The organism is Psychrobacter sp. W2-37-MNA-CIBAN-0211 (genome assembly GCF_040309405.1).
GTDB classification, from domain to species: domain Bacteria; phylum Pseudomonadota; class Gammaproteobacteria; order Pseudomonadales; family Moraxellaceae; genus Psychrobacter; species Psychrobacter glaciei.
In genome coordinates, this window is sequence record NZ_JBEOOU010000281.1 from 1 (window position 1) to 265 (window position 265).

Below are 265 nucleotides of genomic sequence, written 5' to 3' on the forward strand. Positions count from 1 at the left end.
CGAATGATCAGACCTTCTGCCCATATTTGATGTTTATTATTGACGTTACCTGATTCATCGTCCTCAAGATTAGTACCCGTATTACCGATGTGCGGGTAAGTGAGCGTAACTAATTGACGCGCATAGCTTGGATCAGTTAGGATTTCTTGATAGCCTGTCATTGCGGTATTAAAGACCACTTCGCCTACTCGGTGACCAGGACTGCCTATACTTACGCCTCGAAAAATCGTCCCATCTGCTAATGCCAAAATTGCTTGTGTTTGTG

1 protein-coding gene is annotated in these 265 nt (G+C 44.2%); it reads right to left on the reverse strand.

Features of this window, described 5'->3' with window-relative positions:
- Positions 1-265 (reverse strand): carbamoyl-phosphate synthase domain-containing protein (locus AAEY72_RS15235; protein ID WP_502945403.1); only part of this gene is annotated, 265 nt, incomplete at both ends.